A 13,569-nucleotide genomic window follows, 5' to 3' on the forward strand; every position below is an offset into this window, starting at 1 on the left:
CCCCTGCTGCGCGGGCGTGCAGTCAGCGTTTGATGCGTCCGCGGATGGCGAGGATGGCGAGAGCGAGGAGGGTGGGTTCGAGGAGACGAGAGGCCATCTCGATGTAGGTGCCGGCGGTGGTGAGGTTCTGCCCTGAAGAACGGAAGATCACGGAATTGACGGCGACGCGGGTGGCTCCCTCGGCGCGGGTCCAGGTCATGCGCTGGTCCCAGCCGCCGTGCAGGGCAGGGGCGGGGGTGCTGGTGTACAGGGTGATCTTGTTGCCGTGGAGGGTTCCGGCGGTGGCGGTGTCTGGGTCGTGGGTGGGCAGGCCGAAGCCCACGAGCAGCAGCACGGTCAGGGACATGGCGGCGAGCAGCCAGCCCGCGGCGCGAGAGGCGCGCAGGCCGTAGCCGGAGAGCAGCCAGTAGGCCCATAGCAGTCGGCGTTCGACTGTCGGGGTGCCGGTGCGGTCGTGGCGGCGCATCTCGCACTCGCCGTAGTAGAAGTCGGCGGCACCGGGTTCGTTCTTGCCGTCCTCGAAGGCTTTACGGAGATGCCGGTACAGGGCGGCGGTGTCCTCGGGGTCGGGGGTGAGGGCGGGGTCGGGGTGGTGCGGGCCGGGGCGCCACTGCCCGGGTTGTGGTGTATCGCCGGGTAGGAGGACGGGTTGGCCGGCGGTCTGGGCTCGCCAGTGGTGCTCCTCTGCGAGGGTGCGTCGACGGCTCCAGCGCGTCGGCCAGATGCCGCGGTAGTGCCGGCCGGTCGGGGCGGAGGCGAATGCGACTTTTCCCAGGCGGAGCTGGTCGAGGTGGAAGGCCCCGGAGAAAAGGCAGTCGGCGAGGTCGGTGTCAGTCAGGACCAGGTGCGCGGCGTCCACGCCCTGCACCGAGGCCACCCGCACCCCGGCGGCGCCTGCCAGCAGGCTCTCGTCCATAGGCCGATCGCCGAGGGCGGTGAAGGGGGCGGGGTGGGCGGTGACGGCTACAGGAGCGGCCAGTACCGCGTGGTTGAGATCCACTATCGCGTAACGCAGGCGGAGCGTCGCCGTTGATTCCCACCGGGTCCGCTCACAGATCACTTTCTGGGCCGCTATCTCCAGCGTCACCGGCGCTGTGAACACCGCGCCGGACAGGACGACCGCGCCGGCACACGCCATCGGCCCGAGAGACGGCGCGCCTTCGAACCGCGCGAGGCTGAACTTGGCGTGGCTGGCGAACTGCGTCCTGCCGAAGTGGACGTCGCCGGAGAACTGCGCCCAGTCGAATACACCGTCGCCGGAGAACCGCGCATGGCTGAATTGGGTCCAGCTGGAGAACTGCGCCCTGCCGAAGTAGCCTTCCCCGGCGAAGTGCGCCGAGCTGAACCAGACGGCGCCCGCAAAGCGCGTCCCGCCGAACCCGGCACCGGCATCGGAGAACTGTGCCTCGCCGAACCCGGCGCTGGAGGAGAACTGTGCCTCACCAAACTCGGCGTGGCCGGAGAAACGCGCCCCACCGAACTCGGCGTGGCCGGAGAACTTGGCGCCGTCGAAATCGCGGGTGTCGACGGACCACGGGTTCGTCCCGAACCACGCGTCGCGGGAGAACTGCGCCTCGCCGAACTCGGCCCTGCGAGAGAAGCGCGCCCCACTGAAGTTGGCGCGGCCGAAGAACTGCGCGCCGTCGAACACTCCGGTGTCGGCGTCGAACCGGTTCGTGCCGAACCACGCGTCGCGGGAGAACTGCGCCTCGCCGAACTCGGCCCTGCGAGAGAAGCGCGCCCCACTGAAGTTGGCGCGGCCGAAGAACCGCGCTCCGCGGAACCACGCGGCGCCGGAGAACTGCGCTCCGCTGAACAGGGCGTCGCCGAGGTGGGGGTTTCCGGTCGTGGGGTCACGGAGGGTGTCGAGCAAGGCGGTGAGGAGGTGTCGGGTGAAGGGGGTACCGCGATGGTCGATGTCGGCGCCGGGGGCCAGACCAGCCAGGTAGGCGGTGCGGTCGGGGTCCGCCAGGTGAGCGAGACATGCAGTATGGCCGGGGACGTGGATGCCGCGACAGCCGACGGATTCGGTGGCGGGGTCCGCGCCGTGCGCGCAGTGCGGCCAGGAAGGCGCCGAGGGTGTGCGCGCCGGTGGGGTGCTCATGGGGTAGTGGCTCCATACGCGTTCCAGGCATCCACGCTGTTGCGGATGGAGTGGGCTTTCCCCAGAGAAGCGGAAGCAACCGAGCCAGTTGCCGCGCTGGGCAGGTTGATCCCGCGCTGGTGAGGAGTTACTCAGACTTCGCTGGCACAGCCGTATGGCCGTCAATCTTCGATGGCATTGGTCAGCCTTCGATGACACGGGACAGGAGCGCGGTGAGTATTGACGACGTCCTGCGTTACCTCGGTGCTGACCCGGCCGCCCTTGCTCCGGCCCCGTCGCGGTGGGCCGGGCGGGAGGCGTCCGCGCGGCTCGCGCCGCCTCCGCCGCCGTGTGCGGGCTGCGGCCGGCCCGCCCGGGCGACCACCGCCGCTGACCTTCCCGGGTACGGGCTGCGCTGGCTGGACCGCTGTCGGGACTGCTTCTTGGCCACCGTCGACATGACCTCGGCCCGGGCGCCGGCCACGGTGGACCAGGTCCTCGCCGATGTGCGGGCCGCAGCGTCCGAGGCGGGCGTGTCACCGGTGATCCTTGTCCGGGCTGAGGGCGCACGCCGTGGTTGAGCCCGGCCGATACCACCTCACGCTGACCACCGCGGGCCGGACGGTCCTGCACGGCTGGTGGGATGCCCGGTCGACGGCGGAGCGGATGTTCTCGTCGTGGATCGGCTCGTACGGCAGCCTGCCGGGCGCGGCCGTCTTGCTCCGGGAGCATGCTGCCGAGGGCGAGCGGGTGGTGGATGCCTGGCAAGCCGATACGGACGCTTGACCGGGTCCGTGACCTGCGCCGTCAGGACCCGTTTATCCCGTGACGCGTGTGCGAGCCCTGGGTGCCCTCGTGACAGGACTTGCGCCGGTCGCGGCCCCGGTCCCGCCCGGCACCGGGGCCGCTTGCTGTCTGCAGCCAGTACCGCGCTGACCTGCCATGGTCGGGGGTTGCGGGTCTTGGGTGGGCCCGTGGTACGGCCGTCCGGCACCCGTGGCCAGGGTTCCACACCAGCTGGGCAAGCGCACGAAGCGGGGGCTTGCCCAGAGCTCCGTCGGGCTTGCCCGGCCGGTACCGGGCACGGTCCGTTGGCGAGCTTTGTCCGGCTCGGCGGGTTGCTTCCTTGGTGGGGCCCATAGGGGGCTGGAGGGTTGGGCCGACCGTTGTACCGAGGGGTGCACCGAGGGTTGCAGCACCCTCAATGCGTGGACGCCCGTTTGTGCAGGTGGGGTGTTGTGGGCAAGCCCTTCGCGGACGCCGACACCTCTCTCCGCGATAGCCGGAGAGAGGTTCTGATCCTCTCCGGGCCCGTAGTTGAGCGGCGGGGCGTGTTCAAGGCGCGATGCAGTGTTCTCGCGGATCAGATTCCTTGAATGCGGGATTGGGATTACGAAGAGTCGATGGCGGATGTGCTGCTCAGTGCCGGTTGCGGGGCTAACCCCCGCAGCCAGCACTCTGGCGCCGCCCTGTCCGGCACCCCTGTCGGCGCCTAAAGGGCCAAAGGGGCCTTGCGCCCTGCCATCCATCTGCACGCGGGCCTGCCGCGTGCCTGATCCCGAGGGGGAATCTCCCGTGTCCGCACTCGCTCTGCTCGTCGTGCTGCTCCTGGTCCTGGTGGGCCTGGCCCTCGTCGTCGGCCTGGGCTACGTGGTCCACCGCCGTCCGGCGCTCGCCGTGCCGCTGACGGTCGCCCTGGCCGGTGCCGGTGTCCTGGCCGCCGTCGTGTTCGGGATCGTCCAGAGCGCAGGGCAGTGACCCGCACGGGCGGCCGCGCGGGTCACTGCCCCGCGCGGCCGCGGCGGGCCTCCGCAGTGGGCTGCGCATTCGCGTCCGGGACCATTGCGCAGACCTCGCCAGGGGGCGTGCGTGCTGTGCGCAGCGGTCGGCAGTGTGCAGTCCGCTGCGCAGTCGGGCCAGATGGCTGGCTTCAACTCCTGTGCAATCGGGGGCCGGTTGCGCAGGTTTCGGCCGGATGGTCTGCACAACGCTGTGACCTGCCGTGGTCGGGCTCATGGTCAGGGCTGGACCGTCCGTGGTCGGGGGTGGTGAGGGCCGTGGTCGGGCCGGTGTGTTGGCGCTGAATTGCCTGTAACCATGGGTGCTTGAGCGGCTACGGTGGCGATCATCGCGCGACGGGCACACAGGGGGACGGATGCGAACTGCCAGCAAGATGCGCACGGTTGGGCTTTGCGCATGCGCAGTGACGCTCACGGCGGTTGTGGCCGGGTGCGGCTCCGGCGGCAACAGCGGCGGCGACAAGGATGCCGCCTCGAGGCCTGCGTCGTCGGCGGGTTCGACACGGCCGTCCGCGACGGCATCGGCAGACCCTCAGGCCGCGGAGAAGGCGGCCGTGCTGAAGGCGTGCCGGGGGATGACGGCGGCTGAGGCGAAGGCATACCGCAAGGGGTCCGAGAAGGGCACGGGCCTGGCGCAGTACGCCACGCTGGATGCCCTGGGACAGACCCGTCTGGACCTGGCGCGGATGAAGCAGGCCGGGACGGTCGTGCGAGGGGAAGTCGGCCACGACCCGAAGGTGACCAGCCTCGACCTGAAGGCCGGCACGCCGAAGGCGACGTTGTCGGACTGCATCGACCTCTCGCGGTACCAGACGTACGACACGCGGGCGAAGAAGGTGATCCCGCTCCCGACCAGCCAGCCGCTGCGCTACCTGGCCACCGCGAAGGCGGAGCGGTGGAAGGGCCGGTGGATGGTCACAGCCTTCACCCCGCAGGGCGACCGGACATACTGAGGCGCGCGGCGTCGGCCGCGGCCCTGGTCCTGGCCGCCGCCGTTCCCGTCACCGCGCACGCCGACGACAGCGGGCGCGGCATCGGCACGCCCGGCTGCAAGGGCGCCTCCAAGTACGTCGAAGTCTGCGCCGCCGACGACTCCAGCTCGTCGGGCAGCTCGGGCACGCCCGCGTCTGCCGGCACCCCGGGCAAGAGCAAGGGCGACTCCGCGGCACCGAAGTGCACCTACACCAAGCTCGTTCCCCAGCCCCCGGCGGACAACCTGGCCATGCAGGAGGGGAAGAGGCGCGGTGGCAAGGAGGCGGTCTACCAGGTCCTGTGCCCGGACACGGGCCGTGTCGGTGTGACCTGGATCCCGGACGGCGCCGCCCCGGCCGCGCCTGCCGTTGACCCGGAGACCCTCGCCCGGCGCGCTGTCGATGCCATGAGGCTGGACGGTCCGGACATCGCCTCCCCGCGGGCAGCGGGCCGGTACACGGTGGGCGTGCCCATGTGGCTGTGGGTCCGCCAGACCCCGACCGCCTACGGGCCCGCCACGGCGACGGCCAGCGCGGGCGCCATGACCGTGTCCGCCACTGCGCGCGTCGCGTCGGTCCGCTGGGAGATGGGCGACGGCACCACCGTCACCTGCACCGGCCCCGGCACCTCGTACCAGGAGAGCGCCGGCATGAGCGACTCGCCCGACTGCGGACACCGCTACACCCGCGCCAGCAGCGACCAGCCGGACCAGCGCTTTCCGCTTACCGCTACCTCGACCTGGACCGTCACCTGGCAGGTCACCGGCGGAGGTGCGGATGAGGGCGAGTTCACCGAGACCCGCAGCACTACCGTCGGCGTCCACGTCGGTGAGGTCCAGGTCCTCGACTGACCGGCCGTGGTTGGTTCCGCTGCTTGCAGGGCGGTGCGCACCGCCGGGTGCGGGGATGGTGTGCGCACGCGAGAGCGTCCCGCCAGCTTGGGCTGGCGGGACGGGGTCAGCGGCTGGTCAGCTGATCCTGGTGACGTTCTCCGCCTGGGGACCCTTGGGTCCCTGGGTGACGTCGTACTCGACTTGCTCGTCCTCGTTCAGCTCCTTGAAGCCGGTGCCGGTGATGGCAGAGAAGTGAACGAACACGTCCGGTCCGCCGTTGTCCTGCTGGATGAAGCCGAAGCCCTTGTCGGCGTTGAACCACTTCACGCGGCCAGTTGCCATTGCTGTAGATCCTTTTTGACGTCCCACGGCACCGGGTCGCGGTACCGACCGCAGCCGTTACAAGGCTCGGCGGTCCAAGTCTCCACATTCTGCAGGGGCTCCGCCCGCATCGCGGGGCCGGGCTCAAACCAACTGTCCCCTCTCATCCGTGGGCGCCTCACCGTCTCATTGATGTTGTTAGCCAACAGCGTTTCCACGTCGGAGTCCATCAGAGTCCGCCGCACAGAGACGCATTGACTTGGCCTCGGATTCCCAGCCCGGACACCAGCGGAGGAGGTGTCGGCCCGGTACCCGACCCGCCGAAGACGGCGCACGGGCACAGCGGGGCTCGGCGCAATACCGCGTCACTGGTACTGCGGGCGCCATTCGAAGAGCAGGATGGTCGCATCGTCCCGTAGTTGGTTGCGCTGGTAGTCGAGGATGGCGTGGATGAGTAGCCGCAGCACCTCGGCCGGGCGCTGGCCGGCGGCGTTGGAGCGGATGATGAAGTCGGTGAACCGGTCGAGGCCGAACTCCGCGCCGTCCGCGTCGCGAGCCTCCACGACGCCGTCGGTGTAGAGCAGGACGCAGTCGCCCGGTTCCAGTGTCGTCTCGTGGACCTGCCGGGTTGTCGGGGCGAGTGGGCCGGCGAGGCCGATCGGCGGCTGCGGGGGGCTGTCCAGCGCTCCGTCGAGCACCCGCTCGCCACGGATCAGCAGTGGTGGGGGGTGACCGCAATTGACCCAGCGCAGCACCCCGGCGTCCGCGTCGAGTCGGCACAGCACGCCGGTGCAGAACTGGTCGGGCAGCCACTGGGCGAGCGCCTGGTCGACGGAGCGGACGACGTCGGCCAGGTCGCGCCCGTCGCGGCGGGTGTTCCGCGCCGCTGCCATGGCGACCGACGTGGTCAGGCCGGCGGTCAGATCGTGACCCATGGCGTCGAGGATCATGGTGTGTAGCACGTTCTTGACCACCGAGTGGTCGAAGGCGTCGCCGGCGATGTCGTACGCCGGTTCCAGGACCGCGGTCGAGACGCACCTGTTGCTGCCGATGGTGCGGGGTGGCAGGAAGGCCCGCAGCATCTCGGCGGGCAACTGCATGGCCCTGGTGCGGGTGCGGGCGGCGAGCCAGTCGCTGTAGGTGCGCTTGGAGGTGATCAGCATGGCGAACAGGTGGGCCAGCATCTGGCTGCGGCGCATCCGTACCCCGTCGAGTGAGGCGGTCCGCACCGCCAGCACGCCCAGCCGCTCCGCACCGTCGACCAGAGGCATCCAGACGATCAAGCCATCATCGGCCGCGTCTACCCGCGGGGAGAGTGTGCGGTACGCCCAGCCGGCCGACGAGCGGTCGACCGGCAGCGGCTCCAAGGCCTCGTCGAGGGGGATGAGCAGCCGTTGTTGCAGGTCGGCGAGGTAGATCAGCGCGGTGTCCAGGCCGAGGGCCGAGGCGCACCGGTTCGCCAGGTCGGGCAGTTCGACGGGCAGGGCCGTCTGCGCCTCGGTGATCAGCTCTTCCAGCAGATTCTCGTCGACGGCGGTGTCGGGACCGGGGGACGCGTGCGGTGGGTCCGACACAGGTATCACCCCTTCCGTGCCCAGTCTCACACCGATCCCGTCCTCTCTCAGCGCAGGCACGACCGCGGCGAGGGCGAGAGCGGTGGTCAGGGCCGGTTAGCTGAGCTCGATCGGGCACACCTCGTGCACCAGCCACGCGATCAGCCGGTCCGTTATCAAGATCGACGCTTTGCAGCCAAATCCGGTCCGATCCTCCGCGAGGGGCGACCGGGACTCTCTCATTTGACCTTGTCCCTGACACGGGAATCCGAGAACGTCTGGTGAGACGGGGCAAAGTCGCGTGAGACGGGACACCAACGTCGCCCGGTGAGAGCCTCTTTCTGGACCGGCTGGCGTCACGTGAAGGCGTCACGTGGTGACGCCTTCTGAACGCAAATGCTTCTGGCGATAGGCCCGGGTCCGGCATCTTGGCGAGCAGTAGCGGGCATCCACGCGTTTGCGCTTGCCGCCTGTGGCTTCACCGACGTACCACCAGCTGTTGCAGACTGGGCACCGGATTTTCGGCCGGCGGTATGGGCGGCCCCCTCGTAGGGCGGCGAACTCGACGTTGCTCCGCCACCACTGCTCGCGTTCCCTCCGCCACCGCCACGCCTTTGTGCGGCATGCCGCTGAACAGTACCGACGTGACCGGCGACTGCCTTCGGGGAGCGGGCTGCCGCACTGGCCGCATCTGCGGACGCTCTTTCTTGCCACGACTCCAGGGTCCTCCCGGCAGTACTCCACGACCAGGAGGAGGACGGTGTCGTCCGCTGTCTACGGGTGCCGGGCCTGGCTCCAGGGGACTTGGCGGCCGGGGTCGTGGACGGGGTGCCACACGGGTGCGGAGGGTCCGTGCTGGAGCAGGTCGGTCATGGGGGCCACGAGGACGGGGACGTGGTGCAGGAAGCCGGACAGTGCCAGATCCGAGGCAGCCGCTTTCAGGGCGCGGATCCGGTTCTCGATACCTGCGGGGCCGGTGCCGTCGAGGACGAACAGCAGCCGTGGGAACAGGGGGTAGCGGCGCTTCCAGTCCTCTTCCAGGGACTGCTGCCCGGCGGCTGGCCGTGGGCGTCCGGGTACGGGGGCGGGTACGTAGTTGTGGAGGCGGGCGTAGGCGGTGAGTTTCGCGGCGAGGCGTTCGGGTCCCATGGTGGCCCGGTCGACTTCCACGAAGGCCCGGAGCATCGATCCGCCGTTGTCGGAGTTGCGGTAGTAGAGGAGGGCGTCGGGGATGACGGCCTCGCCGCTGCCGAGTGGGTGGTAGACCTCGGGGATCCAGTCCAGGGGCCGGCATACGTCGCCGCGGCGGCGGGCATCCTGCAGGAAGGCCAGCCCGGTCTGCGTCACCGCCAGTGCGTGCCCGACCCGCAGCCTGGCGGCTGTGGGGTCGGAGATCAGCCTGGGCGGCCGCCAGTCCCGCAGTTCGGGCCATTCCGCGGCGACGTGTACGCCGTACTGGGTGGCAAACCACACCCGGGTCCTGCCGGCCTGCGGCAGAGTGACGCGGTCGATGAGGCCCTCGTCGCGGAGCTTGGCCAGGCGGCGCCGGGTCTGCTCGATCCGCACTCCGGGTGCGATCACCAGATGCATCTGCTCGGTCGTCGCCATCCGGTACTGGGCCAGCACTGCCAGCGCCAGCCGGTCCCCGCCGCCCGCGTCCGCGTTCAGCATCGCCACCGTCGCCCCTTCCGTACGGTGCGGCGCCGTTCTGTCCGGCGCCGCGCGTACCGTCCAGGCCAGCAGCCGGCCCTGACCAGAGGACCGACCACGAAGGCCCGACCAGCGTCATGATGCGATAACCCCGCCCCCGACCACGCCGGGAACCCCGCTGGGGACCTGTCCGGTATCCCCGCCGACAACTGTCCGCACGCACCGGGCGCCTGACGGCGTATCCGCAGGTCACCATGCCTTTGGGGCGTGGTCGGGGAGCCCGACATCCCCCTCTGCAACCCCACAGCGCCCTCGCCCAGGAAGAAAAAGGGAAAGGGGAGGGCGGGCGTGGTGTGGTGGAGCGTCGGGGGATTGGCGGCCCTCAGGGGTGTTGCGCGTTGGCGGGGCCTCCGCGCATCCGTGCCGGACAGCGGGCAGCGACAGCCCGGGCCTGGATGACGAACGAGGTGCTACGTCCGCGACCAGCTGCGCCACCCGCGCCGGGACCTCGCCGACCGGCTGGAGCGCGAGGTGCGCAGGCGCTGGCAGCCTCGTGTCCGGCAGCGGGCCCAGCAGCGGGCCGCGACCAACGGCCGGCCTCTTCGTCTCCACCCGCGCGCGGTTCGGCTTTACCGCGGCCCCGGGCAGCAGTGACGATCCCCGTCTGTGGCATATCAACCAGGCCCTGCCACCCGGCTATGCCGCCCGCCTCTTCGACGCTCAGGCGGTCGGCGCCACCGAGCAGCAGCTTCAGGCGATCCTTGCCGAGGGCCTGGGTGAGATGTACTTCCGCGATCGCGGCCGCCGCGCCCACGACCTGCTCGTGGAGTTCATCGGCATCGACGTCTGGCTCGGTGCATTCCAGCGACCGAGCTGGTCGAGCGCCTGCGCCGTGTCACTGCCGGTGTCAGGGACGAGGTCCAGGCCGAGGCGGAGCGCGTCAGGCGGTCGCGTAGAGGCGGGTAGTGAATTCGGCGAGCTGGGTGTCGGTGAGATTCTTGGCGAGGTTGGCCTCGCTGATCATGCCCACCAGCCGGTGGCCGCCCTTGACGTCGATCACCGGGAGGCGCTTGATCCGGTGCTGTTCCATGGTCTCCAGGACCTGGGTGGCGTCGGCTTCGGCGTCGATCCAGTGGATCTCGCCCTGCAGGGAACCGGCCTGTACCGTCGACGGGTCGATGCCCTCGGCACAGCACTTGATGACGATGTCACGGTCGGTGATCATCCCCGTCAGCCTGTTGTTGTCACCGCATATGGGCAGCGCGCCGACCTTCAGATCGCGCATCATCCGCGCAGCGTCCTGCAACGACTGGTGCGCGCCGACGCATTGCACTCCGCCGGTCATGATGTCCCGGGCCCTGAGCTTGCCGGCCATGATTCCTCCCGCTGTTCGCAGCGTTCATCTCAGGCGTGTTGGCCGCATGGCGTCTATTTTCGATGACACCACGAATGGAGCAAGATCGCTTCCGGGGCTGGGGGAGAGGCCGGGTGTGCTTCAGCGGTTTTGCGCGGCATGCCGGGCATGGCGTGGCATGGGGCCGACAGTGCTTGTGCGTCGTGGCGTTGGCGCGTGAGAGGTGTCCATGCAGACGGCCATAGTCATCCGTCTCCGGCCGCCGCCGATAGCCTTCCCCTGGCGGCGGCCGCATTCCCATGCGAGCGCAAAGCGCTCACATATTACTAATTCCCTGAAAATGGATGAAACACGCAAGGCGGTGATGACGCTGTCAGAAAGTGGCCGGGGATGCTGCCCCAGCGTGACCAGGCCTCCTGTTCCAGCAAGGTCAGTTGGGTAACAGTTCAACTGTTGACGGTGTCACAGCTCTCCGGGATGGTCGCCCGTCCGTCTATCCCCACCGCATGCCGATGGCGGAGAGTTGCTCGATCCGCTCCGGTGAGAGGGTCGTGGCCCGGGTGCGTTGGTTGTCGATCCACGCCCCAAGTTTGATGTTCCGCTGCTCTTGGTCGTCGCTCTCGTCGCCGACCACGATGGTCTCGGCGTGTTTCCTGGGTACGCGCAGGTGTCCTTCGCGTTCGTAGAACTGCCGTGCTGCCGCGAGGTTGAGGGCCCATCTGTCGGCCTGTGTACGCCGCGGGTGCGGCTTCTCGTCGTCGGTGGCGGGTTCGATGCCGAGGATGTGTTCGAGCATCCACTGCTGCACGGCGGTGAGTTTGTCGAAGCCGAGCCGCTGGGTGCGGACCCAGCGTCCGAGGTCCTCGCCCTGGCGCACCACATCGCCCGGCTTCGCCGGGAGCTCGTCGGCCTCTTCCAGGTGCTGGCGGGTGAGGTGGAAGGCGCGCTGCCATTCCACGGCCCATGCGGGGCACCAGGACGGGTCGATCTCCTCCAGTTGCTCGCGCCGTTCCTCCGCCAGGGCGCCGGTGGCGGATCCGGCCGGGAGTCCCTCGGCACGCCGCTGGTCGATCTCCATGGCCCGGCGTGCGGCGGCTCGTGCGTTCTTGAGCCAGATGCCCACCTTGTAGCCCTGGTGGGTGGCGTCGGTGGGGGCGAGGAGGTGTCCGTGGGCGGCGGCCCATGCGCGTGCCGCCGTGAGGCCTTCTTCCCAGGCGACGTCGAAGTGCGACCAGATCATGCCGAGCTTCTCCAGCTGCTCGATGCGGTCATCGTCCATGTTCCCGCGGGCGTAGAAGCGGCGGGCGTCGGCGATCCAATGCCCCAGCGGGAAGTTGGCGAGCGAGGCCGGCCACCCGGCCGCCAGCGCCTCGGGTCCGGACGGCACGCGGTACGTGAACGGCACCTTCAGGTCGCCGACCTCGCGGGCGTAGAGAACGGAGGCCTCGACGCCGCGGCGCCAGTGCTCGTGTTCGGGGTTGAGGACGCGGAGGTTGATGAAGGCGGCGAGCGCGGCCGGGTCGCGTGGCGTGGAGAACTTCAGCAGCGCCTTGGCGGGGCCGCTCACGCCGTGATGCCCCTCGCCCTCTCCTTCGTCCTCGTGGGCGGCTTCGCGGCCTTTGGGGGAGCGGCTGGGGGCTTGGGGTTCGGCGAGCTGTTCGACGATGCGGGTGTCGTGCGCCCGCAGGGCCTCGAGCAGCTTGGCCAGTCCGCCGTATGCCCGGGAGGTGAGCATGTTGTCCGCACTCTCCCCAGGCCCGAGCAGGACCGGCACCACGAGGGAGGCCGTCTGGCCCTGGCCCGGCTGCATTCGCAGGGCGCGGCCGACGGCCTGGACCAGGTCGGGCATGGAGCCGCGCACGTCCGCCCAGTACACGGAGTCGCAGTTCTTGGTGTCGACGCCTTCGCCCAGCACCTTCACCGAGCCCAGGAAGCCCTTCTCGACCACCGTGCCGTCCGTCGCGATGCCGTCGGCGAACTCGTCCAGCACGCGGCGCCGGTGCAGGGGCTTGTGCTCGCCGCACAGCCAGTTGGCCCAGATCGTGGCCGGGTACAGCTCGGGATCGGCGTCGTGCAGCTGCGCGGCCACATCCGGGAGGCCGGCCGCGAACGCCTCCCCCTCCTTCACGACGTGGTGGAACACGAGCGTGCGGCGGAAGCACTCTTCGGCCGACGCCTTGAGCAGTGCGGTCTGCAGGGCGGCGAGCCGGGCCCCGCGGACAGCCTCGGACCGTGCGTCTTCGCCGAGCAGCTGGGCGGCCTGGAGCTGGGTGTCGGTGACGTCGACGCACACGACCTGGTACGGGGCGCAGATCCCCTGGTCGATTGCCTCCGACAGCGTCAGCGTGTAGCAGCGGGTGACGAACGGCCCGCCCGGGTCGTCGTCCATAGAGGCCACGAGCTCGCCCGGCGCACCCTGCCCGGAATCCTCGTCCAGTTGCCACAGCCTGGGCGTGGCCGTCATGTACAGGCGGCGCAGGGACGGGATCCGGGAGTTGTCGTGGACGACCGCCGAGGGCTTTCCGATCCGCCCGGAGGTCCGGTGCGCCTCGTCCACGACGATCAGGTCCCAGCCCGGAAGGCCGGCCTGGTGCGCGCGCTCCAGCGTGCCCAATCCCAGGGACGCGTACGTGGCGAACACGGTGACCTTGTCGAACGGCCGCGCCCAGGTGACCAGCTCGTCCGCGTCCGTGGTGTTGGGGAAGCCCACCTCCTCCCCGCGCAGGGACGACACCCCGATCATCGGTCCCGTGCGGCCGCCCTCGCGCCACGCGGCCTCCGTCTGCGCCAGCAGGTCCAGCGAGGGCACGAGCACCAGCACCCGGCCCGCGTGGAGCTCCTCGGCACCGCGGACCGCCACCAGGGTCTTCCCGGACCCGGTCGCCATGACCACCTGAGTCCGCAGCCCACTGCGAATCTGCGGTTTGGTGTCGGTGGTGGTGTGCGTGTGTTGTTATCGGTGTCTAGGTCTTTGACTTGGTGTGATGTGGTGTTGGGTGGCGTTC

The 13,569-nt window shown here is 69.9% G+C and carries 11 protein-coding genes and 1 pseudogene; 6 read left to right on the forward strand and 6 right to left on the reverse strand.

The window, feature by feature from the left end:
- Positions 1–22 precede the first annotated feature (22 nt).
- Entirely contained in the window at positions 23–2,104 is a 2,082-nt protein-coding gene (locus ACFY1J_RS44290; protein ID WP_390733183.1) for a pentapeptide repeat-containing protein, read from the reverse strand.
- A gap of 212 nt (positions 2,105–2,316) precedes the next feature.
- On the opposite strand from ACFY1J_RS44290, the gene ACFY1J_RS44295 reads away from it, so the two are divergent.
- The 5 genes from ACFY1J_RS44295 to ACFY1J_RS44315 all read left to right on the forward strand — a co-directional run bounded on the left by ACFY1J_RS44295 (position 2,317) and on the right by ACFY1J_RS44315 (position 5,704).
- Positions 2,317–2,664 carry a hypothetical protein gene (locus ACFY1J_RS44295; protein WP_390733184.1) on the forward strand — a complete coding sequence of 116 codons (348 nt, stop codon included), beginning with the start codon at positions 2,317–2,319 and terminating at the stop codon, positions 2,662–2,664.
- Positions 2,657–2,869, forward strand: a complete 213-nt coding sequence (locus tag ACFY1J_RS44300) for a hypothetical protein (protein WP_390712984.1) — start codon at positions 2,657–2,659, stop codon at positions 2,867–2,869. The genes ACFY1J_RS44295 and ACFY1J_RS44300 overlap by 8 nt, the downstream gene beginning before the upstream one ends.
- Positions 2,870–3,658: 789 nt before the next feature.
- Complete coding sequence (locus tag ACFY1J_RS44305) at positions 3,659–3,841, forward strand: hypothetical protein (protein ID WP_390712985.1); 183 nt, start codon at positions 3,659–3,661, stop codon at positions 3,839–3,841.
- 616 nt (positions 3,842–4,457) lie between these two features.
- The gene (locus ACFY1J_RS44310) at positions 4,458–4,835 is read left to right on the forward strand and encodes a hypothetical protein (protein ID WP_390712986.1); all 378 of its coding nucleotides are present in this window, start codon (positions 4,458–4,460) and stop codon (positions 4,833–4,835) included.
- Entirely contained in the window at positions 4,790–5,704 is a 915-nt protein-coding gene (locus tag ACFY1J_RS44315; protein ID WP_390712987.1) for an ATP/GTP-binding protein, read from the forward strand. The genes ACFY1J_RS44310 and ACFY1J_RS44315 overlap by 46 nt, the downstream gene beginning before the upstream one ends.
- 117 nt (positions 5,705–5,821) lie before the next feature.
- Here ACFY1J_RS44315 and ACFY1J_RS44320 read toward each other — a convergent pair whose 3' ends face one another.
- The 3 genes from ACFY1J_RS44320 to ACFY1J_RS44330 all read right to left on the reverse strand — a co-directional run bounded on the left by ACFY1J_RS44320 (position 5,822) and on the right by ACFY1J_RS44330 (position 9,231).
- Positions 5,822–6,028: a cold-shock protein gene (locus tag ACFY1J_RS44320; protein WP_390712988.1), complete on the reverse strand. Its 207-nt coding sequence runs from the start codon at positions 6,026–6,028 to the stop codon at positions 5,822–5,824.
- A gap of 344 nt (positions 6,029–6,372) precedes the next feature.
- Positions 6,373–7,590, reverse strand: a complete 1,218-nt coding sequence (locus tag ACFY1J_RS44325; RefSeq protein WP_390712991.1) for a PP2C family protein-serine/threonine phosphatase — start codon at positions 7,588–7,590, stop codon at positions 6,373–6,375.
- Positions 7,591–8,334: 744 nt separating this feature from the next.
- Positions 8,335–9,231 (reverse strand): replication-relaxation family protein, encoded by an 897-nt coding sequence (locus ACFY1J_RS44330; protein ID WP_390712992.1) that lies wholly within the window; start codon positions 9,229–9,231, stop codon positions 8,335–8,337.
- Between the two features lie 450 nt (positions 9,232–9,681).
- On the opposite strand from ACFY1J_RS44330, the pseudogene tpg reads away from it, so the two are divergent.
- Positions 9,682–10,054, forward strand: a pseudogene (gene tpg / locus ACFY1J_RS44335) (telomere-protecting terminal protein Tpg); the annotation flags it as partial.
- 96 nt (positions 10,055–10,150) lie between these two features.
- Here the strand turns inward: tpg and ACFY1J_RS44340 are convergent.
- Positions 10,151–10,585 (reverse strand): CBS domain-containing protein, encoded by a 435-nt coding sequence (locus ACFY1J_RS44340; protein ID WP_390712989.1) that lies wholly within the window; start codon positions 10,583–10,585, stop codon positions 10,151–10,153.
- A gap of 472 nt (positions 10,586–11,057) precedes the next feature.
- On the reverse strand, positions 11,058–13,481 hold the full coding sequence (locus ACFY1J_RS44345; RefSeq protein ID WP_390733185.1) for a Helicase associated domain protein: 2,424 nt from the start codon (positions 13,479–13,481) through the stop codon (positions 11,058–11,060).
- Between the last annotated feature and the right edge of the window lie 88 nt (positions 13,482–13,569).

Source organism: Streptomyces sp. NPDC001406, from assembly GCF_042895285.1.
Taxonomy (GTDB): domain Bacteria; phylum Actinomycetota; class Actinomycetes; order Streptomycetales; family Streptomycetaceae; genus Streptomyces.

What these genes read in the sequence shown, in the direction of transcription:
- ACFY1J_RS44290 (WP_390733183.1), bottom strand. Translation starts at nt 2,104, where the DNA reads ATGAGCACCCCACCGGCGCGCACACCCTCGGCGCCTTCCTGGCCGCAC.
- ACFY1J_RS44310 (WP_390712986.1), top strand. Translation starts at nt 4,458, where the DNA reads ATGACGGCGGCTGAGGCGAAGGCATACCGCAAGGGGTCCGAGAAGGGC.
- ACFY1J_RS44320 (WP_390712988.1), bottom strand. Translation starts at nt 6,028, where the DNA reads ATGGCAACTGGCCGCGTGAAGTGGTTCAACGCCGACAAGGGCTTCGGC.
- ACFY1J_RS44330 (WP_390712992.1), bottom strand. Translation starts at nt 9,231, where the DNA reads ATGCTGAACGCGGACGCGGGCGGCGGGGACCGGCTGGCGCTGGCAGTG.
- ACFY1J_RS44340 (WP_390712989.1), bottom strand. Translation starts at nt 10,585, where the DNA reads ATGGCCGGCAAGCTCAGGGCCCGGGACATCATGACCGGCGGAGTGCAA.